The 22,693-nt window shown below is 62.7% G+C and carries 22 protein-coding genes and 3 pseudogenes; 11 read left to right on the top strand and 14 right to left on the bottom strand.

Translation table 11 applies throughout. The features are described 5' to 3' along the window. The first annotated feature begins 3 nt into the window (after positions 1 to 3). Positions 4 to 2,301: a serine/threonine-protein kinase gene (locus ACYQ8K_RS10415; RefSeq protein WP_459968586.1), complete on the top strand. Its 2,298-nt coding sequence runs from the start codon at positions 4 to 6 to the stop codon at positions 2,299 to 2,301. Between the two features lie 292 nt (positions 2,302 to 2,593). Here ACYQ8K_RS10415 and ACYQ8K_RS10420 read toward each other — a convergent pair whose 3' ends face one another. Beyond that, complete coding sequence (locus tag ACYQ8K_RS10420) at positions 2,594 to 2,884, bottom strand: hypothetical protein (RefSeq protein WP_459968588.1); 291 nt, start codon at positions 2,882 to 2,884, stop codon at positions 2,594 to 2,596. A gap of 479 nt (positions 2,885 to 3,363) precedes the next feature. Here ACYQ8K_RS10420 and ACYQ8K_RS10425 point away from each other — a divergent pair, with 479 nt between their 5' ends. Then, positions 3,364 to 3,885, top strand: a complete 522-nt coding sequence (locus ACYQ8K_RS10425; RefSeq protein ID WP_459968590.1) for a TetR/AcrR family transcriptional regulator — start codon at positions 3,364 to 3,366, stop codon at positions 3,883 to 3,885. A 14-nt stretch (positions 3,886 to 3,899) separates the two neighbouring features. Here the strand turns inward: ACYQ8K_RS10425 and ACYQ8K_RS10430 are convergent, their stop codons facing one another. From ACYQ8K_RS10430 to ACYQ8K_RS10450, 5 genes are all read right to left on the bottom strand, one after another. Further along, the gene (locus ACYQ8K_RS10430; RefSeq protein WP_459968592.1) at positions 3,900 to 4,964 is read right to left on the bottom strand and encodes an NAD(P)H-dependent amine dehydrogenase family protein; all 1,065 of its coding nucleotides are present in this window, start codon (positions 4,962 to 4,964) and stop codon (positions 3,900 to 3,902) included. A 54-nt stretch (positions 4,965 to 5,018) separates the two neighbouring features. Continuing rightward, complete coding sequence (locus ACYQ8K_RS10435) at positions 5,019 to 6,242, bottom strand: hypothetical protein (RefSeq protein ID WP_459968594.1); 1,224 nt, start codon at positions 6,240 to 6,242, stop codon at positions 5,019 to 5,021. 59 nt (positions 6,243 to 6,301) lie between these two features. Then, positions 6,302 to 7,159, bottom strand: a complete 858-nt coding sequence (locus ACYQ8K_RS10440) for an SDR family NAD(P)-dependent oxidoreductase (protein WP_459968596.1) — start codon at positions 7,157 to 7,159, stop codon at positions 6,302 to 6,304. Positions 7,160 to 7,216: 57 nt separating this feature from the next. Beyond that, positions 7,217 to 8,353 carry a hypothetical protein gene (locus ACYQ8K_RS10445; protein WP_459968598.1) on the bottom strand — a complete coding sequence of 379 codons (1,137 nt, stop codon included), beginning with the start codon at positions 8,351 to 8,353 and terminating at the stop codon, positions 7,217 to 7,219. Positions 8,354 to 8,734: 381 nt separating this feature from the next. Continuing rightward, positions 8,735 to 9,088, bottom strand: a complete 354-nt coding sequence (locus ACYQ8K_RS10450; protein WP_459968600.1) for an alpha/beta hydrolase — start codon at positions 9,086 to 9,088, stop codon at positions 8,735 to 8,737. 509 nt (positions 9,089 to 9,597) lie between these two features. On the opposite strand from ACYQ8K_RS10450, the gene istA reads away from it, so the two are divergent. After that, positions 9,598 to 10,839, top strand: coding sequence for an IS21 family transposase (istA, locus tag ACYQ8K_RS10455; protein ID WP_459968602.1), 1,242 nt, complete (start codon positions 9,598 to 9,600; stop codon positions 10,837 to 10,839). Between the two features lie 2 nt (positions 10,840 to 10,841). Next, positions 10,842 to 11,127: pseudogene (locus tag ACYQ8K_RS10460) on the top strand (ATP-binding protein); the annotation flags it as partial. 1 nt (position 11,128) lies between these two features. On the opposite strand, the pseudogene ACYQ8K_RS10465 reads toward ACYQ8K_RS10460, so the two are convergent. Further along, positions 11,129 to 11,443: pseudogene (locus ACYQ8K_RS10465) on the bottom strand (IS21 family transposase); the annotation flags it as partial. Positions 11,444 to 11,617: 174 nt separating this feature from the next. Here ACYQ8K_RS10465 and ACYQ8K_RS10470 point away from each other — a divergent pair. From ACYQ8K_RS10470 to ACYQ8K_RS10480, 3 genes are all read left to right on the top strand, one after another. Next, on the top strand, positions 11,618 to 11,887 hold the full coding sequence (locus ACYQ8K_RS10470; RefSeq protein ID WP_459968604.1) for a hypothetical protein: 270 nt from the start codon (positions 11,618 to 11,620) through the stop codon (positions 11,885 to 11,887). Positions 11,888 to 11,895: 8 nt separating this feature from the next. After that, the gene (locus ACYQ8K_RS10475) at positions 11,896 to 13,125 is read left to right on the top strand and encodes a sodium-dependent bicarbonate transport family permease (protein WP_459968606.1); all 1,230 of its coding nucleotides are present in this window, start codon (positions 11,896 to 11,898) and stop codon (positions 13,123 to 13,125) included. Positions 13,126 to 13,541: 416 nt separating this feature from the next. Then, on the top strand, positions 13,542 to 13,907 hold the full coding sequence (locus tag ACYQ8K_RS10480) for a hypothetical protein (protein WP_459968608.1): 366 nt from the start codon (positions 13,542 to 13,544) through the stop codon (positions 13,905 to 13,907). Here ACYQ8K_RS10480 and ACYQ8K_RS10485 read toward each other — a convergent pair. From ACYQ8K_RS10485 to ACYQ8K_RS10505, 5 genes are read right to left on the bottom strand one after another with little or no spacing between them, the layout of a single operon-like run. Beyond that, a complete protein-coding gene (locus ACYQ8K_RS10485; RefSeq protein ID WP_459968704.1) occupies positions 13,904 to 14,680 on the bottom strand; it encodes an SDR family NAD(P)-dependent oxidoreductase in 777 nt (258 codons plus the stop codon). The two genes, ACYQ8K_RS10480 and ACYQ8K_RS10485, sit on opposite strands and share 4 nt — an antisense overlap. Before the next feature lie 40 nt (positions 14,681 to 14,720). Beyond that, the gene (locus tag ACYQ8K_RS10490) at positions 14,721 to 15,353 is read right to left on the bottom strand and encodes a TetR/AcrR family transcriptional regulator (RefSeq protein WP_459968609.1); all 633 of its coding nucleotides are present in this window, start codon (positions 15,351 to 15,353) and stop codon (positions 14,721 to 14,723) included. 9 nt (positions 15,354 to 15,362) lie between these two features. Then, entirely contained in the window at positions 15,363 to 15,860 is a 498-nt protein-coding gene (locus ACYQ8K_RS10495; protein ID WP_459968706.1) for a VOC family protein, read from the bottom strand. Between the two features lie 40 nt (positions 15,861 to 15,900). Further along, on the bottom strand, positions 15,901 to 16,716 hold the full coding sequence (locus tag ACYQ8K_RS10500; RefSeq protein ID WP_459968611.1) for a glucose 1-dehydrogenase: 816 nt from the start codon (positions 16,714 to 16,716) through the stop codon (positions 15,901 to 15,903). Beyond that, entirely contained in the window at positions 16,713 to 17,795 is a 1,083-nt protein-coding gene (locus ACYQ8K_RS10505; RefSeq protein WP_459968708.1) for an NAD(P)H-dependent amine dehydrogenase family protein, read from the bottom strand. The genes ACYQ8K_RS10500 and ACYQ8K_RS10505 overlap by 4 nt, the downstream gene beginning before the upstream one ends. Positions 17,796 to 17,893: 98 nt before the next feature. Between ACYQ8K_RS10505 and ACYQ8K_RS10510 the strand changes: the two genes are divergently transcribed. Beyond that, positions 17,894 to 18,097, top strand: coding sequence for a ferredoxin (locus ACYQ8K_RS10510; protein WP_459968613.1), 204 nt, complete (start codon positions 17,894 to 17,896; stop codon positions 18,095 to 18,097). A gap of 128 nt (positions 18,098 to 18,225) precedes the next feature. Here the strand turns inward: ACYQ8K_RS10510 and ACYQ8K_RS10515 are convergent. Then, positions 18,226 to 18,801, bottom strand: a pseudogene (locus ACYQ8K_RS10515) (TetR/AcrR family transcriptional regulator); the annotation flags it as partial. A 205-nt stretch (positions 18,802 to 19,006) separates the two neighbouring features. Between ACYQ8K_RS10515 and ACYQ8K_RS10520 the strand changes: the two are divergent. From ACYQ8K_RS10520 to ACYQ8K_RS10530, 3 genes are all read left to right on the top strand, one after another. After that, positions 19,007 to 19,480 (top strand): hypothetical protein, encoded by a 474-nt coding sequence (locus ACYQ8K_RS10520; RefSeq protein WP_459968615.1) that lies wholly within the window; start codon positions 19,007 to 19,009, stop codon positions 19,478 to 19,480. Positions 19,481 to 19,674: 194 nt separating this feature from the next. After that, positions 19,675 to 20,160 (top strand): peroxiredoxin family protein, encoded by a 486-nt coding sequence (locus ACYQ8K_RS10525; protein WP_459968617.1) that lies wholly within the window; start codon positions 19,675 to 19,677, stop codon positions 20,158 to 20,160. 299 nt (positions 20,161 to 20,459) lie between these two features. Further along, positions 20,460 to 21,587: an oxidoreductase gene (locus ACYQ8K_RS10530; protein ID WP_459968619.1), complete on the top strand. Its 1,128-nt coding sequence runs from the start codon at positions 20,460 to 20,462 to the stop codon at positions 21,585 to 21,587. A gap of 618 nt (positions 21,588 to 22,205) precedes the next feature. Here the strand turns inward: ACYQ8K_RS10530 and ACYQ8K_RS10535 are convergent. Next, the gene (locus ACYQ8K_RS10535) at positions 22,206 to 22,682 is read right to left on the bottom strand and encodes a MarR family winged helix-turn-helix transcriptional regulator (RefSeq protein ID WP_459968621.1); all 477 of its coding nucleotides are present in this window, start codon (positions 22,680 to 22,682) and stop codon (positions 22,206 to 22,208) included. Between the last annotated feature and the right edge of the window lie 11 nt (positions 22,683 to 22,693).

A 22,693-nucleotide genomic window follows, 5' to 3' on the forward strand; every position in this document is an offset into this window, starting at 1 on the left:
TGAATGCCCCTTGATGTAGGAACTATCATCGCCGGCTACCGCATCGAAGGCGTGCTGGGCCAGGGCGGGATGGGCACAGTGTATCTGGCCCGCCACCCGACGCTGCCCCGCAGCGAGGCGCTGAAAATCCTGTCCGGCGAACTGTGCGGAGACCGCCAATTCAGGGAGCGCTTCATCCGCGAAGCCAACCTGGCCGCGAGCCTGGACCACCCGAACATCGTGCGGGTCTACAACCGAGGCGAAACCGACGGGCACCTGTGGATCGCCATGGAATACGTCAAAGGAACCGCCGCCAACGATTTGGACCGCGCCAACCTCACCCCGGCCCGTATCGTGCGCATCATCACCGACGTCGCCGCCGCACTCGACTACGCCCACTCGCAGCACGTCTTACACCGCGATATCAAACCCGGCAACTTCCTCGTCGCAGCGCCCGGCAGTGAGCGTGAACGAGTGTTATTGGCGGACTTCGGCATTGCACGCGCTCTCGACGATGCCACCGCCCTGACCGCGACGGGCTCGATGGTCGGCACCGCGGCCTACGCCGCGCCGGAGACCATCGAAGGCCGACCCGCCGATCACCGCACCGACATCTACTCGCTGGGGTGTGCCCTGTTTCGGCTGCTTACCAGCCGCACCCCGTATGAGGACCCCTCCAACAAGTCCCTTGAGGCCATATTGGTCGGACACCTGATGCGGCCTGTCCCGCACCCCAGCGACATCAACCCCACCCTGCCACCGCAGATCGACGAGGTGATGGCTCGCGCGCTGGCCAAAAATCCAGCTGATCGTTTCCAGACCGCTGGCGAACTGGCTGCGGCGACTACTGCGGCGCTGACTAACAATCCGGCACCGCCAACCATCACCGGACCTCGTCCATCCCAGCCGACCAATCCCACCCTGACCTACCCACCCACCGGACCTTCCCTACCGGCGGGCTCCGCACCGGTGTGGCCGGCCTATGATCCCCGCGCAGCATCCGCGAATGGAGCGGCGCCGCAGCCGTTCACGGGCGCACCGCCCCCCTCAACCCCGACCGGTCGCCCAACCGAGTCCGGTCCTAAACCCAAGCGCCGCAACCGCACCCGGCTGATCGTGGGAGCAACCATCGTGGTTGCCGCGTTGGTCGCAGCGACAGTGGTGGGCATTCACCTGTTCGGCACCACCAGGACCGGATTGGGCCCATACCAACCGCAGACCCTGAACACCAAATTCGGCACCCTCAAACTCGAGCACCGCCCGATGGCCATCGCCGCGCTCGGAGCTGGCGACCCCGATGCCGTGCTCTCACTCGGCGCCCCTGTAGTGGTGATGAACGCGCCCGGCGCGACCACACCGAGCTGGCTGCAGCCGCTCATCCATTCCACCCCACCGGTCTTCGCCGCCGCCGACACCGCCGCCATCACCGCTGCCAAACCCGACCTCATCATCGACACCGACAACATCGACCAGACCACCTACAACTCGCTGGCCGCGATCGCCCCCACGCTGACCCAACCCGCCGACAACACCCAAGACTGGAACTGGCAGGCCCAACTGAACTGGATCGCCACCGCGCTGGGCCGCACCGACACCGCCAAAACCTTGGTCGACAAGGCGCAGTCCGAGCAGAACCAGATCCGCTCCGAGCATCGAAGTTTCGGCGGCAAATCCATCGTCGCGGTCAACTACACCGGGACCAACACCACCGCGGCGGCGGTCCCATCACCGCCGAGCAGCTACCTGGAAAGCATCGGCTTCCCCTACAACACCCACTACAAACGCGCCCCCGGCGGCCCACCAACCGTCCCGTTCAACATCGACGACGTCGACTACATCGCTCAACGCAGCGACGTCATGCTGCTGCTGCGCACCGACCCGGGCGCCGGCGGCGGCGGATACGGCGGCCTGCCCGCCAAATACAGCAGTTTCGGCGGCACGCTCGTCATCGTCGATGACCCCGCCACCATCGCCGCCCTCAACGCCGGCGGCCCAGCTGTAGGTTCCCATCCAACGTGGCGGACGGCGATGCTTGCACCTGCGGATTTGCAAAATTCTCATCAAACTGGCGGACGCCGTTTTCTCATCTTCGTGGCGGATCCTATAACCGTACGTTTGTGCAGATCCCGATCGCAGAGCACAGCACGCTGCGCGGCTGGAAGGCGCGGGCGCAAGCCGAGGCCGCCGACGTCGCCAGTCTCCCCGACCACGCTAGCGCCTCACAGTGACGTTTCTTGCCTAAGAAGCAGCCCTTTGCTGCCGGATACTTCAAATACGTTCCACATCAACCAGGTTCAGCTCAACATCATCGACAATCTTTGAGCCGCAGCTGCGTGACGTGGCTACGGTTCCTTCACCGTCGAACTTGCCGTGCGAATCCATCAATGCGAGCAGAACAGCCTTCTTCGCTTGTCCAGCAACAGCTTTCGTAGCCTTTAAACACCGCGTTGCCGGTGCGTTATTGCGTCGCGCCCCGATCTTGGCAGTGACGGCCCGCTCGACTCATCGGGTCGGAAGTCCCAGGTGGCGGCGCTCAAGGTCCGCGCGCGAGGCACCCAGGGCCAGCGACCCCCAGCTCCTCAGAGGTGAGCGATTGTTGCCGTCGGATCCGTCTCTAACCAACACCGAACCTCACTTCGTCCACGACCTGGATTTGAGCAAAATCAGAAAGATGAGCAGAGGTGAAATGATGACCATCGGCGCGAAGAAGGTGTAGATGGATGTAGTCGATGCCAGTGTCGGCAAGCGCGGTGAAGATGACGGCGGCATCGTCTTGGCCGCCGGCCCATCGGTGGTCGTTGTCGGAGACCTTGGCTTGGGAGATGCGGATGCCGACGGCGACATTCCCTCCGACGGCCGTTACGACGTCGGCGCAGACCTCGGGATGCCGGCGCGCCAAGCGCACGCGAGCTCAGGTAGGACTGCAACAGGTGCTGTCCTGTCGCGACGAAATTTCTCAGCGCTCCATCGGCGTGACTCACCGCGAAAAACAGCGACATCAGATCAGCGTTGGCGAGCGTTTCGTCGAAAGCTCGCATCAGTCGTGGCAATACAACGGTGGCCGGCTGATCGGCATGCTTGCCGAGAATGGCCCGCAACTGCGGCATGAAACCCCGCTCGGCGAGGACGTTATGACCCGGCCCGAATTCGCCCGTCTACGAGGCAACCAGCGCCCAACAGGGCCGATATTAGCCGTCCAGGGGACCCTCAAAATTCCGGCAGACCGTGAACGCGGTTCGCCGCGGCGCCCGGGCCGGTGGGTGCCAGGGTCTGTGCCACTACCTGGCGGTCTAGTCTGAATCGATGCCCCACACCACTGCCGACGCGGACAACATCCGAGTAGGTCCCGGCCGCCGGCGGGATTCAGCTCGTCACCAGGCGGTGTTGGATGCGACTCGTGAATTGCTGCGCGAAGTTGGTTACAGTTCGGTCAACATCGATGCGATCGCACGCCGCGCAGATGTGTCGCGGCGGCTGATCTATCGATGGTGGCGCCACAAGGCGCAGATCGTGGCTGAGGTGTTGTTCGACGATGCCGCAGATGGGATCGCGCCCGATACGGGGACGTTGGAGGGGGACGTGCGAGTGCTGGTGGACAGCGTTTCGCGGCGCTACATGCGCCGCGAAATGGCGGTCGGCCTGCCCGGCCTACAGGCGGATTTGATCGCTGACCCGGCGTTGACGGCCGAGGTGGAAGACCGCTATACCCGCGCGCACATCGACCGCTGGGACGAGGTGCTCTCCCACGCAGCCGCACGCGGCGAGGTCGGCCACGACTTTGATCACGCAGCGGTTGCACACGCTGTGGTGGGAGCAATCAGCGTGCTTACCCAGCAGCAGACATTTCGTCGGCACCGTGACCTGACCGACTTTGTCACCCAATTCGCTGTCAGCGCCTTGCGCTGAGAGCGAATTGGGTGTTAGTGCGCCGGTGGGGTGTATTCGACGCCAAATGCGGTGATGATCGGCAGTTCGTAGGCGTGGCGGATGCCGGTAGGGGCGGCGCAGACGGCGGGGATTGCGTTGACGGCGGGCATTGCGGTGGCGACCATCCCAGAGGCCATTGCTTTACGTTCCCGGTTAACCCCTTCGACGTGTGGTTTCGGGAACGTCAACAGGACTTCGGCGGACGGCTCGCCTTCGATCTCAACGAGATACCCGTGCACGAGCGGAAATTCCGGCTCGAGGCTACCTTGGACGCGGTAGCAGATGTGTTGGCGCACGACACTGCGCCCGTTTTTCATTCCGTGGTAAGTCGAGCGTTGCCCCGCGACAGTGCCCGCCGGATAGGTCATGTAGGGCAGGACGATCTCTTCTTTGGTGACGGCGTACTCGACTTCAAACTTGACATCGTCGATCTCGATGCCCAGTCCGTTGGCGGTCATCTCCATTGCTTCACGCAGTTCGCTGGTGCGTTCTAAGGTGGCCGCGTTCTGCCCTTCGGCCCCTAGGGGTCTCGCCCAACCCAATGCCTCCCATGTCTCCTTGGATGCGTAGTCGGTGACATCGACACTCTCGGTGACTGAGACCGAATAGATTCGGTCGCAGACACTGGAGGCGACCAGCGCCAAGATGTTTGACAGGCCCGGGTTGAGACCGCTGCCGTAAAGCGATGCGCCGCCGGCCAGGCAGGCTTTTTCTAGACGCTGAAGAGCGTCAGTGCCGAGATGCTCGCCGGTGATGAAGCCTGCAGTGCCGGAAATGTTCACCCCCGCCTCAAGAAACCGGCACATGACATCCACATCGGGTGCCAGGGTGGAATAGGACAGGCAGTCGGGCCTCAGCGCGATGAGGGCATCGATGTCGTCGGTGGCGAGAATGCCCGTCGGTTCGTCGAGACCACACAATTTTGCGGCGTCCACCCCGATCTTGTGGACATTGTGGGCATGTACACCGACCAGTTCTAGACGAGGGCTATCGATGATCGCCCGCAGCGCCTTCTGTCCGACGTTACCGGTGGACCATTGCACAACACGCAACACCATGAATCCTTGCTTTCCTCGCTTCGTGGTCCGTTCGGCGATTGGGCCGCACGGGCACTATTTGATGACAGTCAGGGGAAGTGATTTACGCTGCTTGAACTGGAAAGCGGTGGCGTTGCTTGCGCGGACCAACGACACATTTGGGTCCTCTTTGGCCGGGATTGCCCGTCGCACGACCTCCAGTGACCAATCGGTGTCTGTGCCCGCGACCTCCACATCGAAGTGCGGATCCACTGCCCGCACCGCGGCTTGCAGCGGTCCAACACTGTGCGGACCGACAAGACAGATCCATGCCTCATCGTCGTGGGCGATCGATTTGGTGATACGCAATCTCACACCGTCGCGGGTGAGATTGACGTAGCCGAAGGGGTTGAAAATCGGGTGTAACTCAAGCACATCTGCAGCCGCTTCGAGGGTGCTCGGCAGCCCTAGCACCTTATGGATGCGCTCGGCAGTGACCGCTGCGTGACCGATAAGCGACTTCACGGCTATGTCGTGAAGCGTTTCCTTGGTGGTCCGTGGGGCCATGGCAATCCGCCAAGACTGGTTGAGCAGGTGCATCTGGATGCACATCTCATCAACCAATCGAATCAGCGCCGATCGGGAAAACGCGTGGTAGTCGACGTTGTCCACGAGTGGACCCGAATAGTCCGAAGCGCCTTCGTCGGCCGGGTCGATCTCGTCGAGTACCAGATTGGCCACGTGATGGGCTTCGAGCACCAACTGGTTCGGATGCACGGAGACCGCCGGATAGGCGTCGTCGACTTTCACCGTCCAGTGGCAGTGCGGTTCCCGATCGGCCGGTACCCGTGGTGGACGGTGGATGGGGCGACACTGCATGCGCGGATTGGTCGCGATTGCGGTGCCATCAAACGTCGGGTCTTCGACGTCATGGCACATCGCGCGCACGAAGCCCTCCCCTATCGGCTCAAAATCCAGGAGCGACCCGCAGCTCCGCAGGATGAACTCGGCGTCGCGGGGCCCGTGGACGATGAATTCGAAATCCATGTATTGTGGCGGCGCCAAGATCTCGAGCTGGATGCCCTTGAAAAAGGTTGTGACATCATCGGACTCAAACTTGAGCGCACGTTGCAACCTCTTGTGATAGATCGGTGTCGCGGCGACGTCTTCATCGATGATGATGTCAATGAGCTCTTTACGGCTGACTGCATGCATTGTTTGCGGAATCGCCGACCGATCGATGAGGTGCCCAGCCAGCTGAAGGTGTAACACCAGATCGGCCAATCGATTCCGCGACAGATGTGCATAGCGACTGGGCATAATCGTTCCTTTCGGGAATTCGTCCGCGTTCGGGCGGCGAGGTGTACGAGGGCGAGGTGTCAGGCGACCGGAGCCTGCGCCGGTTCGGGCCAATTAGGAACCAGGCCAAGCTTTTTACACAGCGGCTGCGCCCGCAGCAGTCTGTTGTGCCACTGTCGTGCCTCCGGTGACGTGGCCAGCCAGGCCACCACTTCGCCAGCCACTTCTACGGGCGCACCACCGAAATTCTTCACGTACTCATCGGTGAGACCCATCTCGCGCATCAGTTCTGTCAGGATCAGTCCCGGGTCCACGGCGAAGAAGTTGACTCCACAGTGGGGATTTTCGACGTCAAGGAAGCCGGCGAGACGAATCAGCGCCGCCTTCGACGAGCCGTAGCCAAAGCCCCAACCACCTTTATCGGCTGAGACCGGCGGATCGACAGTTCCCGCCCCTGAGACCAGGTTGACGATGGAGCCTGACCGACGTTTGATCATTTCGGGCAGTAGTCGCTGGATCAGTAGCAATTGATGAATCACATTGGCGCGGTACACGGTCGCCAAGTCCAGCGGATCCACCTGCAGCGCCGTGTCATGGATTCCAGGGCCTTGATAGATCGCGTTGTTCACCAACACATCGATGCGCCCGAACGCTTCCAGGGCAGCCGCGGCGGCCCGTTCGACGGAATCCTGATCGGTAAGATCCAGCCGCACGACGGCCGCGCGCTGACCGCGTTGTTCCACCAACTCTGCGGTCTCCCTTAAGGAACCCGGCATGGTGCGCACCTGAACAGTGCCCGCACGGGTGTACTCGTTGACCTCGTTGCCTGTAATGGTGCGCGCGGCCACCACACAATCGAATCCACGCTCGGCCAGCGACAGAGCACACTGGCGCCCAATGCCTCTGCTCGCGCCGGTGATCAAAGCGACTTTGCTCACGGGCTTACCTTTCGTCAGTTGGCTATCGCTCAAGAGGCTAGTCAAGCACGAGTTGTGTCAACTAATTTGGGTTTCGGGCAGCAGCCGAAACTCCCACTTACAGCACACGTCTGACCCACATCGCGGCGGCAATTCGTGAGGAAACGCCTCGATGTTGACGTTGAAGTGCCGCCCCGCGTTGCGGTAGGCCGTCCAATCGAGCTTGCACATATGCATCTGCATGTACAAGTCGTCGGTGGCCTCGGAGAACTCCACCGCATGGCAATGCCGGTTGGTCCAAACTCCGCGAGTGTCGTCGATCATCTCCATGTCCAGACGGAACAGCAGATGCTGTGGGTCCATTTGCATGGCCTTCATCGCCGCGGTCACGTTGTTACCCCGGATCCCCAAGGCATCGATGGTCTGGGTTTGCCAGTAATCACTGCCCTGACCCCACAGCTTCACCTCGGCCAGCACTCCGGTCTTGTCGTCGGTAGCTCCTCGAAACGTCATCTGCCAAAGCCCATCTAGATCAAGACCAAGGCCGGCATAGACCACAGCAAGCTTCATCAACCGGTCCTTGGAAAAGTCCTCGTAGCGCAGGTTGGGCCGGAACGGGCCCCCGTAGTCAGCCAGTTCAGCGGCAGGTCCACGATCAACGGGCAACAAACCAGCCGGCCCGTCATCGTCGAGGAGAAACTCGAATTCTCGGTAATGAGAACTTGTTTGCCGTTCACGCACCTCAATGCGCTCGTGAAACACCCGCGCCATCCGCTGCAGCGAACAAGGATCCAGCCATCCCGCCACGTAGTCGGTGTCCGCGTGCGACAAGTCCGCCAACGGAGGCAACGCGACTGGCGCGTCGACGCGTAATATCGCTGCCCGGGCGGGCTGCAGCTCCCACTCGAGGTCATAGACCTGATAACACAGGGCCGAATCCAGCTGCAGGCACTTCAGAAAAGAAACCAAATCCTGGCCATCGATGCCGACCGCCTCGCGGATCGTGCGTGGACGCTTCTTGGACCAACTGTTCCAGATCTTGGCATGCGCTTCGCGGAGGTCAACCCCTTGGGCGATGGCGAGATCCTGCCACCAGCGGTCTAACACCAAGTTCAGCCGGTTCCACGCGACCAGCACGCGACCAATGGTCTGCTTACTGAAGTCATCGAGCCGCGCATCGGGGCGAAAAGGTCCGCTGTACTCTGTTAATTCCATTCCAGCCTCTTGATTTAAGTCACACACTGAGACGTATTGGGAAATTACGCCTGCAGCACTGACAATGTCAATGCACCACCACTGCGGGCACGCGGATCGTGGACACCTGCCCGACCGGGTTGCCTGCAAGGAAGTGACCGGTCCCTGGACCAGGTACGGACAGCCATATGTGTCGGTGTCGCCCACGGGCTGCGGCCGACCAAGGCGCTGGCCGGTGAAGTGCGATCAAATGCGGTTCTCTCCCTCCGACTCGGCCGCCTTCAGATGGGCGCTGCACCCGACCACCTGGGCAGGAGGCAGGCCCGAAAGGTCTGTCGCGCTCGCCGGCGCTCCGTACGGGATGGAGCGTGGAGTCGCCAAAGCGCTCGCCCAAATCGGAACTCAGCGGTTCTTACGCCCCCGGGAAATTCCACATCGGGTCGCATTGTCGAGGCCGGTGGCGGAGCCCTGGTGACACGAGGCCATCGCTTTCAGCCCGCGCGGTGGCACCGACGCGACCCGGACGCCGCCGGGTGCATCGTGGACTTCAAGGTACGTCTGGACGACGAAGCCGCCCATCGAACGGCCGATCACCACCGGAGCACTGGGCAGTCCTGCCGCGACAGAGGCAACGTCGATGATGAGGTCTGCGATCGACCAATCGCTCAGCAGCTGCGAAAGAGCACTGCCACCGTGGCCACGCAGGCTCGGTGCGAGAACCCGGTAACCGCGCTCGGCAAAGAAGAAAATGGTCATCCCAGCACCGCTGGGCATGGTAGGCGCTGCGCACGAAAAGCAAAGGAGTCAGGTGTTTTTCGGTGCTCACACCTTTTCGATAAGCTCAAGCATCGATCCTCCCCTCCACGGCACCACTGCGATCGATCCAGGCCTAAACAGCGACCACGGCTCACGCACGCATGACCGTGCGGGTGTCGGCCCCCGCGACCGCCGGCGGCAACCTCGACACATGCGTTTGGGTGCGGGAGAACCTCGGGGCGGACATTGGTTGGAGCACTCCCCCGATGCGCGCTAGCGTTTCCCTCGCCCTCATGTGCGGCGACCGCAGGGCCCAGCGTCGATGCGACGGAACAATCCGTCCCAGAAAGACCGCCGTCGCGTGCTTGTGGTCTGCGACCGGAAGCACCAGGCGAAGGCACCGCGCATCTGACCCAACCCAGCGTGGAGTGCCGAGGGCAGTTGACGACGGTTGAAAACCCGGCCAGTCGCGGCGGTTGAAAAGTAGGCCACCCAGTCAGATTGGATGGGTGATCTCCTTGGAAGAGTGGGCTTTGATCCGGCATCTTCACCGTAACGAGGGTTTGTCGCAGCGGGCCATCGCACGACAACTGGGCATTGCGCGTGACACCGTGGCGCCCGCGGTGGCCAGCGATAGTCCGCCGAAGTACGAGCGGACCTCGGTGCCGTCGGCGATCGACGCAGTAGAGCCGCGGATTCGGGCCTTGTTGTCGACCTATCCGCAACTGCCGCCCACGGTGATCGCCGAGCGGGTCGGCTGGACGGGTTCGATCTCCTGGTTTCGGCAGCGGGTGCGGGCGATCCGCCCGGAGTACTTGCCTGCTGATCCGGTCGACCGCCTCGAGCATCCACCGGGCCGGGTGATTCAGTGCGACCTGTGGTTCGCGGCACCGAAGATTCCGGTCGGGTTCGGCCAGGAGGCGATGCTGCCGGTGTTGGTGATGGTGGCCGCGTTCTCCCGGTTCATCGCCGCGGTGATGCTGCCCTCGCGCCAGAGCACGGATCTGGTGGCCGGGATGTGGCAGCTGCTCGCGGGCAGTTTCACTGCGGTGCCTCATGAGTTGTGGTGGGACAACGAGGCCGGGGTCAGCCGCCGGGGCCGGTTAACCGATCCGGTCACTGCCTCGATGGGCGCCCTCGGGTCGCGGTTGGTGCAACTCAAACCCTATGACCCTGAATCCAAGGGGATGGTGGAGCGAGCCAACCGATATCTGGAGACCTCGTTCCTGCCCAGGCGTAACTTCATCTCACCTGTGGATTTCAACGATCAACTGAGGCAATGGCTTCCAGCGGCCAACCGTCGCCGGGTGCGGGTCCTCGATGGCCGTCCGATCGACTTCCTGGACGCTGATCGAGCCCAGACGCTGACCCTGCCACCGGTGGCGCCCACGGTCCAGACGGTGACCTCAGTACGGCTAAGCCGCGACTACTACGTGCGGGTGGCCGGCAACGACTACTCCGTGGACCCAAACATGATCGGCCAACTCGTCGACGTGATCAGCACCCTGAACCAGGTGACGGTAAGCCGAACCGGGCGCCTGCTGGCGACCCGTGACCGCTGCTGGGCGGCGCGACAAACCCTCACCGATCGCGCCCACGTCCAGTCCGCGGCGGCGTTGCGCCAGCAGTTCCAAGCCGGCACACCGCTGGCGGCGGGTGATCACCTGGTGCGCGATCTGGCCGATTACGACCGCGCCTTCGGTGTCGACTTCACCACTGGCACAATCACTTCCGATGGCGAGGTGGCCTGATCGTGGCCGAGGATCCGATCAAGGCCGTCCTGCACTGCGCCCAAGCGCTCAAGGCGCCACGCATCCGCGAGTCCGCTGCCCGACCGGCCGAGCAAAGCCCGTGACGGTGGCTTGAGCCACGAAGAGTATCTGGCGGCGGTGCTCGCCCGGGAAGTCGCCGCGCGTGAAGCCTCCGGCGCGGCGACCCGCATCCGCTCCGCTGGTTTCCCGACCCGCAAGTCGTTGGAGGACTTCAACTTCGATCATCAACCCGCACTCAACCGGGATATGATCGCCCACCTGGGCACCGCCCGAAATGGGATCGGAACAGCACCCAGCGCTGGTTTTCGATGCGCCGCCGATCGGTAGTGCCGTGCAGCACAGCGGCGACCGCGCTGGTCAAGTTGTCGTAGCGGATATGACGGGTCGGTACCCCGCCGATCGCGGTGAACGCCTCAATGTGTCCTTCCAGGAACGCTTCTTGACCCTGCGTCGGGTCGACCCGGTGAATGGCCTTGCCACAGTGGGCCAGCCAGAACACGAACATGTGACACTTGGTCTTTACACCGGCCAGCATCACCCAGACCTCACCGAAGTCGACCTCGGCCTCGGCTCCCGATGGGTGTCTTGGGTTTTCACCGCGCAGGTTGGCGTGTAAAGTCTGCAGTACAAGCAGTAAAGCGATGGGGCTCGCTCTACGCACTGACTGTTCGGCCGATTTGGCCCCCAGACAGAGCTAATGGCTTCTACCCGTGGATCGTCGAGTCGCGCGATCCACCCTGATGGGTAGGAGCTGGTCATGTTCACCGGTGCGTCCCGGCAGATTCCGCCAATCGTGGCGTTGATCGCCTTTGCTCCATCAATTCAGCGGTATTTCACGATGGGCGCCGAATCCGCTTCTGAAGGTCTCTACTTGCTCAACGACGGGGCGACCGATTCCGCGTATCTCTTCTCACCCCACAGTCGCTCCGCGAGGATCACCAAAGAACTCGTCACAGCGACGCAGGCCCAGGACAGGATGTCCGCCCCCGACACTGGCCTATTGCTGGTTGCTGACACCAATTACTAGGAGGATCAATGCTTTACGAGTTCTGGCAGAACTTCATCCACAACCTCTTTAAGCCACTTCTGTTGTTTTTTTACTTCGGGTTTTTGATCCCGATTCTGAAGGTACGCTTCGAGATCCCCTACGTGGTCTACCAGGGTTTGACGATGTACCTCCTGATCGCGATCGGCTGGCACGGCGGCGAAGAACTTGCTGAGATCAACCCGGCGAGCATCGCCAGCATCGTGGGATTCATGGTTGTAGGTTTTCTCCTCAACTTCGCCATCGGCCTCCTCGCCTACTTCCTGATCACCCACCTCGCGAGGCTGAGGCAAATCGATCGGGCCACCGTAGCGGGGTATTACGGCTCAGACTCGGCCGGGACTTTCGCCACCTGCGTGGCCGTCCTCACCAGCGTCGCCATCGCGTTCGACGCCTACATGCCAGTCATGTTGGCCATCATGGAGATTCCAGGCTGTCTAGTCGCCTTGTATCTAGTCGCCCGGCTGCGCGCTCGTGGGATGGACCCGGCAGGAAACATGCCTGGCGAGCGCGGCTACACCGCAGCAGCGCTCGTTGGCGACGGGCCTGGAACGGCTTGTCAGCCCGCCCTCGGCCAAAGCCTAGAAGCCCCGCGAGAGCACAAGACCGAGTCAGAACGGGACCACTCCCTCCAAACACGGAAGCATCCCGAGAGCACACCTTCCACTGGGGATACCCTGCCGATCCACGGGCCAGCAACCACCCTGCGGGAGGTCTTGCTCAACCCCGGGCTGTGTCTGCTCATCGGGGCTGTCATCGTCGGCGTCATCAGTGGGCTGCAGGGCCAAAAGGTAATTCACGACGATGACACGTTCTTTGTGTCGGCGTTCCAAGGCGTGCTGTGCTTGTTCCTGCTCGAGGCGGGGATGACGGCCTCCCGTCGGCTAAGAGACCTGAAGTCAGCAGGTCTGGGCTTTATCGTCTTCGGTCTGATAGCACCGAACCTCTTCGCGACACTGGGGATCCTCGTGGCACACACCTATGCCTACTTCACACACAGCGAATTTAAGCCGGGAACCTACGTGCTGTTCGCCGTGTTGTGCGGTGCGGCGTCTTACATCGCGGTGCCCGCAGTCCAACGGCTAGCGATCCCCGAAGCCAGCCCGAGCCTGCCCTTGGCAGCGTCACTGGGCCTAACGTTTTCCTACAACGTCACCGTCGGAATCCCCCTGTATATCGAGATCGCCCGCATCATCGGCCAGTACTTCCCAGTGGGCTAAACCGCCGAGGCATTAAGGATTTTCGACGACAGAGCCAATCAGCACACGCCTGCTTTGGGGTTCGATCGCGCAGCGGCTGGAAGATAAGACGTCCGCATCTGGGGGGTACCCCCTGCTCGAGGTGCCGGCCGCCTACAGCAGGCTACAGTGCCGCAACTGCGGCCACAGCGTGAAGGAGAACCGTAAGAGCCAAGCCGGCGTTCCAGTGCGTGAAATGTGGCCACGAAGACCGCGCGGACATTCGCGAGTAGACCCGATGACGCGCAAGCGGCATAGGGAATCCCGCGACGTTCAGTCGCGCGAGGAGGTCAATTCACCGTCAAGTTCGAAGGCGCGACGACACCCAGTCCGTTGATCGGGTCAACGGACTGGGTGCAGGCGATCAACGGCGGCCCGCGTATCGCCGTCACCACGACTTGGGGCACGGCGGGCACCGCAGGCTCTCGGCGATCACTCGTTTCGACGAGTACACGTCGGACATGCGTTTCATGGTGTTCATCGGGGGTGCGCTCGGCGACGACACGCCACGGGACGAGGCGAGGGCCCTACGGTTCGCCTACGGCGTGATCAGCCAGGTCCTCGGCGACGTCAATATCTGGGAGCACCCGCGTTATTCGGATCCGCCCGCTGCTGCGAACGCGGAATTACGTGGCTTCACCGCGATCCGGGAATGGGCGATTGAGTACTACCCCGATGGCAGGGGCGGCTCCGGCGCGGGGTTGCGGGCCGTCGCGGAGACGACCTCAAGACGTTACCGGACAACGTTTTTGGGCCAGACTTAGCGGAATGATCCGGATCCGCCGTCGACGAAGATCGTCTGCGCGGTGAGGTAGGTCGCGTCGTCACCGATCAGAAATGCGACGAGGGCGCCCACGTCGGTGGTGGCGTTGCCGATCCGTTTGAGTGGGATTCGGTTGATCGTCCGCTCGTAGTGCTCGGGGGCGGCCTGGCGCCACAGCCTGGTTCCGTCGGATTCCGCCAGTGGGCAGATGACGTTGACGCGGATGCCGTCCGTACCCCATTCGAGCGCGGCGACCTTCGACATCCCGCGGATGGCCTCCTTGGCGCTGGCGTATGCACCGAAGTTCGCCTCGCCGGCGGTCCCGGATACGGAGCCGACGTTGACGATGGACCCACCGCCGGCGGCGACCAACGCGGGCCGTGCCGCCTGCATGAGTCCGAAGGTGGCTCGTGGCCCGGTGTCGTAGACCAGCTCGAAGTCGGCTCGGTCGATGTCGGCGAAGGCTTTGGGTTCGTTGCTGGCCACCGCGTTGTTGACCAGAGCATGCAGGCTGCCGAACGCATTGAGGGTCGCTTGGACGATCTGCGGTGTGCTGTCGGGGTCGCGGAGGTCAGCCACGAACGCCTGCGCCGGCAATCCGGCTGCGCGCAGCTCGGCTGTGGTAGCGCTCAACGCATCTTCGAGGACGTCGGTGAGCAGCACCGAGGCGCCTCGCTGCAGCAGCGCGTGCGCGATGCCCTTACCGAGGCCACGGGCCGCGCCGGTGACGATCACGACTCGATCCCGCAGCGAGTCGCGGTGAGAGTAGCCGATGGAGGGTGCGTCGACGGTCGACATGAATGCTCTTTCCCGATCAGTTCGGTAGCGGACGTCGCCACTGCGCGCCAACGATGCCCTGGAGCGACTCCTGGACCCACGCGTGCAGAGGTTTGGTATTGCCGAGCGGCTGGCGAATCCATTGTTGGAAACCGAAATCCCCTGCCGCAAAGGCAAGTTGGACCAGCAAACCGGGGCGCAAGTCGGTGGCGGGCTCGGGTTCGGCACCCATGCGGTCGGCGATGGCCTTGACGATGCGCTCGCGGTCGGCCGGGTTCACCATGGTGACTTTGTCGAGTAGCCCGGGGGCCCTCAGGACCGCTGCCCGCCAACCCTGGGTTTCGGTGTCCTCGAAGGCCGTTGCCCGCGCAACGATGGCATTGATCAGTGCGGTGTCGGGGCTGATATCGGCGGGTTGCTGGTCGAGCAACGTGGCGATGGCAGCGCCGCCGTGGCGCAGCGGGTCGAGAAGTAGATCCTCTTTACTAGCGACATGGCGAAACAGCGTGCGTCGGGACAGTCCCGCAGCGGCCGCGATGTCATCGACGCTGACCGCGTCGTAGCCACGTTCGGTGAACAACCGGTGCGCGGCACGGCGCAGCTCGGCGCGGATCGCCGCCCGTTGCCGGTCGCGCAACGTGGGTTGTTCTTCTGAAATGTCCCCAATCATCGGCGGCAGTCATGTCCGCGGGCCGAGCAGGATCGGTTCGCCCCGGTACATCTCGTAGGTGCTACGGGCCCCGTCGGGCAGCGCGATGAATTCCACCGGTGTCCCGTCGGGATCCTTGACGAAGAACATCCGGACCTGATCGATCGCGAAGGGTTCCTGGTCGGGGTGGTAGCCAGCGGCGAGGACCGCGCGGTGGGTCGCGTCGATATCGGCGACCGACAGCGCGAGGTTCTGCACGCCGATGATGCCGCGACGTTTGCCGTTCGCCGCGTCGGCAGGAGCGCCACCGAGGCTCAACAGCTCGAGCATCAGGCCACCGACCAGGCCTCCAACGACGCGACCCCCTTGCTTACGTGACGCATGCAACGCGGCCTCGAAGGGTTCCCCGGAGATGAGCCGGTCGAACACCACGTCCATCCCCAGCAGATCCTGGTAGAACTGCAGGGCGCGGTCCATGTCGGTGACGCCGATCACGAGATGGCAAAACCGCACGTCGGACAAGGGGATCTGGTGGGTGCTCACATCGTCCTCCTGGGGATGTCGATGGTCAGTCAACTACGACCGTGGTTGGCTGGGGTGGCGTAGCGGGGATGTCGAAGGACGGTTTGGTCGTCCCGCCGTCCACGCGAAGGATCACCCCGGTGACCCAGGATGACGCCGGTGAGGCCAGGTAGAGCACCGCGGCGGCCACATCACGAGGATTCCCGATCCGTCCCATCGGTGTGTTGCGAACGTATTCGTCGCGCAAGTCGGCATTGTTGGTGACGAAATCCATCGACTGGGTCGCGACGCCCCCCACCGCGACGGCATTGACCCGGATCCGGGGTGCAAAGTCAGCGGCGAGGTTCTGCGTCAACATGTTCAGCGCGGCCTTGCCGGCGCCGTAGGCGGCGAACGACGTCATCACCATGTCACCCGAGCGAGAGGAAATGTTCACGATCGAGCCGACGCCGCCACTGTCGACCATGGCTTGCGCGGCGAGCTTGCTGAGCGTGAACGGTGCGACCGCGTTGAAATGGAGGGCGGTGCTCAGGTAGCGCGACGAGGTGTGGATCGCCGGTCGAGGTTGGGTACCACCGGCGTTGTTGACCAAGATGTCGAGTTTGCCGAAGGTGGCCAGGGTTTCCTCGACGATGTGGCCGAGGTCGTCGTCGGACATGACATCGGCGACGACGCCCAACCCGCGCCGCCCGGTTGCCTCGATCTGGCGGACCGTTTCGGCGAGATCGGATTCAGTGCGCGCAGCAACGACGACGTCGGCGCCCGCCTCGGCAAGGGCGACCGCGATGGCACGGCCGATACCGACGCCGCCACCGGATACGACGGCGACCTCGTCGGTCACCCGGAAATCGTCGAGGATCATGAGTTCACCGCCGAGAGCTTGCGCGCCGGTCTTCCGGCGATCAGGGGGAGGTCCAGATAGGTCTTGATGCCGGGAGGCGCGGCGCAGACATAGGGGATGGCGTTGACGCAGTGGTTGGCGGTGGCCACCACCCCGGGGTTGCGTTCGAGCCCTTGGGTGATCGACTCGGGATGTACCCCCTTGAAGATCAGGCTGACATCGGGATCGCCGGTGATCTCCACCTCAAACCGTTCGCCGCTATCACCGAACGTCCAACCGGTGTCGAGATCAGCCTCACCCATCAGCCAGTTGACCGCAGCGGTGATCACCGGTTCACCGTCGACGAGTGCCTCCCAGCGGAAGCGGCGACCGGCGACGGTGCCTGCCGCGATGGGCAGCACCTCAGAATCGATGTCGCTGGTTGCCACGGCGACTTCCTGGGTTGTCCTGATCTGCGGGTCGGTCCGGAATGCCAGGTAGTCGGCCACCATCCGGACCGACATTTTGAATCCGGACGCCAGCATCGCTGCCATCGGGCCGCGCACGGCGTCCTCGGCACTACCGCCGAAGCCCATGATCTGACGTATCACGTCGGGTGAGTTGTAAGTCCGGATGTCGGAGAACTCCTCGGCGCGGATGTGCGTGATCGCCGACGACAGTGCCGACACCATCAACGGGAATCGCTCGGTGATTCCGCCGGGGTGGATCCCCGAGCCGTGCAGGGTTGCCCGGCCGTCGTTCGCCGCGTCCAGGATGGCCTGCACCTTGGGGTTGGTCAGGTCCGGGTACACCCAGCCGACGGGTGTGACAATATTTTTACCTGACCGCAGGATCGCCTTGACATCATCGTCGTTGGCCATCAGCGGGCTGTACATCACACAGTCGGCATCGAGTGCGAGTAGCTCATCGATGTTCGATGTTGCGGTGAGCCCCAGGGGCTCACGCCCGGCGATCTCCCCGACGTCGCGCCCGTTCTTGCCGCTGCTGTGTACCCAGCAGCCGGCCAACTCTAGGTCAGGGTGATTGACGACGTTGTCGATGGCGGCGCGACCGACGCCGCCCGTTCCCCACTGGATGACCCTGAGCGGCTTCGACACCATGTGCATAATCGGCACGGTATAGCTACTAGACACTGAGTGTCAATGACACTAACTAGGGTCATTCGACCCGGCAACCGCGCGGTCGAGGAGGACAAGACATGGCGGTTCGGATCGAGGTGGATCTCGACCTATGTCAAGGGCACGCGATGTGCGAACTCGAAGCGCCCGAGCACTTCCGCGTTCCCAAACGGGGCAAGGTCGAGATCGTCAATCCCGAACCTGACGACCCCGATGTCGAGGCGGTCGAACGTGCGGAATGGGCATGCCCGGTGCGCGCGCTCACGCTTCGGCACGAGGCGTGACGGGAGCCCTTTCGCGTAGAGCGACAATATGACCTCATCGACACTGGACAACCGGCGTTGACGCTTGTTGATCGGATCGGGTTGGACCGATATCCGGAGATGTGCCCGAGTGCCATGTTGAGGGCCAGTTCGAGGGGACGAACGCTGCGTGTGGTCTGCGCCATGAGCAGTCCGCCCTGCAGTGCGCTCATCATCGTCAATGCCAGTTCGTCGGGGTCGGCTTCGCCGATGAGTTCGCCGTTGTCGCGCATGACCGCGAAGCCGGTGGATAGGTAGGACTGCCATTCGGCGAGCGACCGCGCCAGCTCGAGGCGCGCGGATTCGGATCGGTCCGCGAGCTCGCTGACGAGGGAGCCGAGGGGACAGCCGCCGATGCCTTGTGTCGTGCGGGTCGTGGCCACGAGATGCTCGCACCAACGCTGCAGACCGCTCCAGGATGTCACTTCACGTAGGCGTGGCTCCTGTGCCGCGATGACTCGCCCGAGCTGAGTCTTGATTACTTCGCTGATCAGAGCGTCTTTGTTGGCGAAGTAGTGATAGAGCTGCGACCTGCTGGTCTCACTGGCCGTCATCACCGCATCGAGGCTCGTTCCCGCCACGCCGCGCTCACGGACCAGAGATGTGGCTTCAGCGACGATGCGAGCCTTGGTGACCAATCCGCGGGGCGTCAGCCGGGGCGCAGAATCACGTTCGTTTGTCGCCACGGCCGGACACTATCCGAATTGGAATTGCCGGTCCACTTTTCCCTCGGCATGATCCGCAGTGTGGTCAACACATCATCTTGGAGGGACCCGGTCCGCGACGCCCGCCTATAAACCCTCAACCGTCGCCTCTTTCCACGATCAGGCAGGAGACGACCAATCATGCCAAATCCACGGTGAAGAGTCACTAACCAATTGAGAGGAACTTGTGAATCACACCCAAGACAACAGGATATTGAAGTACAACTCGATGTTTCTCGGCGTATTCATGTTCATGTTCGGATTCTTAAAATATTTCGAGCCGTTTCGCACCATGTTCGACGTGCAGATCACCGAAAGTGACCTGCCACGGCTCAGCATCCCCCTAGGTAAAGTCGGCGAAATGGCCATCGGACTCGGCCTGCTGTTGCCCGCATGCTTCAGGCACAAGATTCCAAACCTCTATCGCCCAATAGTGTTCGTCGCCTCAGCCGCGCTCGTGGTCAACATGGGAATTGCGACCTACGTGCATTTACAACCCCGTGTTCCGGCCAACGTCCTACCCCTAGGGATCAAACCCCCATTCATCCCGCTGCTCGTCATGGTCTTGGCGGTCGTGAATCTCTACCAGGCCTATCGAGGAAATAGCCGCCGGCTCCAGGGGCAAGCCGAGACTAGGCCACCAGAACCGGCTGCGTCGTGACGGTGTCAACGATTGATTCGCATTCCGACGGGTTCCCCTTAGGAAATGCGACCTCGCTGCAGATGAGCCGCAGAATGATTGACCGTTTTCAGACTGACAAAGACGACCGGACAAGCAATTGAACTGGAAACGTCGGATTGGTTTTTGTCCCAGCAGGATGCCCAGCAGTCAACGAACACAATGAAAGAATCTCTATGTCGTGCCTCGACAATGGCCATCCGTTCCCCCCGCTCGAGATTCCCGCCGTAGGGGGTGGCACGATCAACATGCCGAGCGATCTCGCTGGCTCCTGCGGCGTCATCCTGATCTATCGCGGGTCTTGGTGCCCCTACTGCAACGCACAACTCGGCTCGTTCTCGCGTGCACTCGACACCCTGAGCCAGCTCAACATCAAGGTCGTCGCCCTTTCCGTCGACGACGAGGACACCTCCGCGGAACTGGTCGCCAAGCGCAAGCTGCACTTTCCAGTCGGATACGGCGCCGACGCCGACCAGGTCGCCGCCGCGATCGGCGCCTACGTCAACGATGACCCGCACTATCTGCAATCGACCGGAATCATCCTGGCACCGGATGGAACGGTGCGTCTGACCGTGTATTCGAGCGGAGCAATCGGACGACACGTTCCCGACGACGTAGCTGGCTTCGTCACACACGTGTCCTCACACCCGGACACACATTGAGCGACTCTCGATAGCGCTGCGTGCCGATCCACTTGGCACGCAAGCCTTCCGAGGGCGGGGTCGACGAACGTGACTGCTCGGCGCGGCGACTACCACGCCGTCGACGACGGGTTGCGGAAGCCGAATAAGCGACTATCGGAATTTGGCGGGGGCTTGGCGATCTCTAGCCCTCGCGGCGCAGCCCGGATTCAGTTGCGTAAGAGGCGAAATGATCAACTCCCGCCTGAAATCGGACTCGCACGAAGGGGCGTCCTCGCTCCCCTCCCAACCTTAATTCGACCACGAAAGCGACTGCCACCGTGTCCATCCAGCAGCATGCCCACAACCCAGACAATCTCTTCACACCGACTCCTATCGGTGACGTAGAGCTGGCCAACCGGATCGCCCTGGCGCCGATGACCCGAGTGAGTGCAACAGCCGATGGTGTACCCACCGATCGAATCGGCGCCTATTATCGAGTCTTCGCCAACGGTGGCTTTGGCTTGTTGATCACCGAAGGCCTCTATATCGATGACCAGACCAGCCAGGGCTACTTTTTCCAACCCGGCATCGCCAATCCCTCCCACGCCGCAGCCTGGACGCGAGTCGTCGACGGCGTCCATGCCTGCGGGGCGAAGGTCTTCGCCCAGTTGATGCATGCCGGCAGCCAGGTACAAGGCAACCCGCACACCAACACCACTTGGGGACCATCCGCGGTGCGCCCTAAAGGTGAGCAGCTGGCCATCTACCGCGGATCCGGCCCATTTCAGATTCCTGAGGCGATGTCCGCCGAGCACATCAGGCAAGTCCGAGCCGCATTCGTCACCGCCGCCCGCATGGCCCGCGCCGCCGGGTTCGACGGTGTGGAGATCCACGGCGCCAACGGATACCTCCTCGACGCATTCCTCACCGACTACCTCAACACCCGCACCGATGGCTACGGCGGTGGCATCGCCAACCGCGTCCGGCTGGCGACCGAGGTCTGCGGTGACGTCGCAGCGGCTGTCGGAGCGGACATCGCCGTCGGGATCCGGATTTCCCAGGGCAAGGTCTCCGACAACGACCATCGGTGGACCGGCGGCGAGGACGACGCCGCCGAGATCTTCACCGCCCTAGCCGACACCGGGATCGACTACATCCACACCACCGAATACCGCGCCTTGGCACCGGCTTTCACCAACACAACCAAGCCATTGGCGAAGTTGGCCAAACAGTACAGCAGCCTGTCGATCATCGCCAATGGCCACCTCGACGACCCCCACGACGCCGCCACGATCGTCGACTCCGGTGCCGCCGACGTCGTCGCCCTGGCCAAACCCGCTCTGGCCAACCGGGACTGGCCACACCGCGTGCGCACCGGACAGGCGTTTTCGCCGGACCTGCCCGCCGACCTACTGGGGCCGCTAGCGACCGTCAAAGACTGGGAAGTCACCGGCACCCCCACATGAGTTGAGCCTGGGCAATCGCGACATCAGCTCGCTGGCACCGAAAGGGAACACTCACGAGCCTCCGTCCGGGGCAATGATGCCGGACGCTCCCAGGGCATCGATCGACCACCGAATCTCTAGAAAACGAACAACGAAAGGCAGCCCACGGCGTGCACCTCGCGATGGACAACGTCACGATATTCTGGATGCAGCTCCTCGTGAGCTGCGTGGTCTACGCCCTCATCACCAAGTGGTACTTATGGCCAGCACTCACCACACTCACCCGCACTTCCGCTCTCGTCCCGCTGCTCTTCGTGCACGTATTCCGGTACGTAGGTAATGACATTGTTCGTGACAGGCATGGTCGATCCCAAACTGACCAGAGAGTTACTTTCCAGCACCGCCTACGGCGATCTCCTTGCAGCGGCGCTATCCCTGGCTGCCATCGTCGCCCTGCGAAGCAGCTGACGCATGGCCGTACCGCTAGTTTGAGTGGCCAACACGTGGGGGTTCCTCGACCTGCTCAACGGACTGCGCGGCGGCCTGCATTTGAACATCCCAGCCTTCAACCTGGGGTTCGTCTTGGCTCATGTACACGTTCTACGCCCCGACGGTAATCGCATGGGAGCCCGGGGCCGCTCAGCCGGTCGGTAGCCCCAGGTGAAGTCGCTCAAGGTCTGAGCGCAGGGCGCCGAGTGTCAGAGACAAAGCCGTCAGCTTTTTAGGGGTGATGACCTCGCCGAGGATTTCCTGGATCGCCGCCTGCCAGATGGGCTCGGTCCGGGATACAACTGCCTCACCTGCCGGAGTCAGTGCGAGCAGGGACGAGCGCCGGTTGGCTGGGTTCGGGCGGCGCGTCAACCAGCCCTCCCTCTCTAGGCGGTCGGCAATCTTGCTGGTCGTTCCGACACCGATCGCGAAGGTGGAGGCGAGATCCGCGACGCGCGCGTCCCGGTGGTCGCGGACGTAGCGCAGCACCTCAAAGTGTCCGGCTCCGATGCCAGCCCCAGCCTTCACGCGTTCGGCGACCGCGTTGTACAGACGCGTCTCCACGCGGACGAGGTCGGTGAATACCCTGTCCGGGTCAACAGGTTGTGCCGTTGCAATACCTGCCATGGCATGTACTG

The sequence above is a fragment of the Mycobacterium sp. MUNTM1 genome (assembly GCF_054660795.1).

Bases quoted from the DNA above. Each gene is read 5' to 3' on its own strand.
- ACYQ8K_RS10415 (WP_459968586.1), top strand. From the start codon at position 4: ATGCCCCTTGATGTAGGAACTATCATCGCCGGCTACCGCATCGAAGGC.
- ACYQ8K_RS10430 (WP_459968592.1), bottom strand. From the start codon at position 4,964: ATGGTGTTGCGTGTTGTGCAATGGTCCACCGGTAACGTCGGACAGAAG.
- ACYQ8K_RS10435 (WP_459968594.1), bottom strand. From the start codon at position 6,242: ATGCCCAGTCGCTATGCACATCTGTCGCGGAATCGATTGGCCGATCTG.
- ACYQ8K_RS10445 (WP_459968598.1), bottom strand. From the start codon at position 8,353: ATGGAATTAACAGAGTACAGCGGACCTTTTCGCCCCGATGCGCGGCTC.
- ACYQ8K_RS10450 (WP_459968600.1), bottom strand. From the start codon at position 9,088: ATGACCATTTTCTTCTTTGCCGAGCGCGGTTACCGGGTTCTCGCACCG.
- ACYQ8K_RS10470 (WP_459968604.1), top strand. From the start codon at position 11,618: ATGTTCACCGGTGCGTCCCGGCAGATTCCGCCAATCGTGGCGTTGATC.
- ACYQ8K_RS10475 (WP_459968606.1), top strand. From the start codon at position 11,896: ATGCTTTACGAGTTCTGGCAGAACTTCATCCACAACCTCTTTAAGCCA.
- ACYQ8K_RS10490 (WP_459968609.1), bottom strand. From the start codon at position 15,353: ATGATTGGGGACATTTCAGAAGAACAACCCACGTTGCGCGACCGGCAA.
- ACYQ8K_RS10500 (WP_459968611.1), bottom strand. From the start codon at position 16,716: ATGATCCTCGACGATTTCCGGGTGACCGACGAGGTCGCCGTCGTATCC.
- ACYQ8K_RS10505 (WP_459968708.1), bottom strand. From the start codon at position 17,795: ATGGTGTCGAAGCCGCTCAGGGTCATCCAGTGGGGAACGGGCGGCGTC.
- ACYQ8K_RS10510 (WP_459968613.1), top strand. From the start codon at position 17,894: ATGGCGGTTCGGATCGAGGTGGATCTCGACCTATGTCAAGGGCACGCG.
- ACYQ8K_RS10525 (WP_459968617.1), top strand. From the start codon at position 19,675: ATGTCGTGCCTCGACAATGGCCATCCGTTCCCCCCGCTCGAGATTCCC.
- ACYQ8K_RS10535 (WP_459968621.1), bottom strand. From the start codon at position 22,682: ATGGCAGGTATTGCAACGGCACAACCTGTTGACCCGGACAGGGTATTC.